The sequence below is a fragment of the Paenibacillus agaridevorans genome (genome assembly GCF_003112455.1).
GTDB classification, from domain to species: domain Bacteria; phylum Bacillota; class Bacilli; order Paenibacillales; family Paenibacillaceae; genus Pristimantibacillus; species Pristimantibacillus agaridevorans.
The window spans coordinates 1-247 of record NZ_BDQX01000220.1 but is presented as its reverse complement, the minus strand read 5'-3'; the positions used below and the strand labels follow the sequence as shown (position 1 = coordinate 247).

Genomic DNA, 247 nt, shown 5'->3' with positions numbered 1-247 from the left:
CAGGAACGATCGGCTTCCATACGGCGTACAAGGTGGCGCTGGAGTCTGCTGTATAGGCCTGTTTCGGCTGGTAGACTCTAGTCGTTCCCGCGCTGTTGGTATCCCACCCGTCAAAGTAATAGCCCTCGCGGGTCGGGATCTCCCCCGACAGGTTCAGGTTGACGCCGCTAACCTTCATCTGCGGCGCAGGCGCGCCCGTTCCGCCGTTTGCGTCGTAGCGTATGGACAATCCCGCCGGATTCAAGGC

At 61.1% G+C, this 247-nt stretch carries 1 protein-coding gene; it reads right to left on the bottom strand.

The window, feature by feature from the left end:
- The coding region (locus PAT3040_RS19855; RefSeq protein ID WP_181376739.1) for an InlB B-repeat-containing protein at positions 1 to 247 on the bottom strand (247 nt) is incomplete at both ends.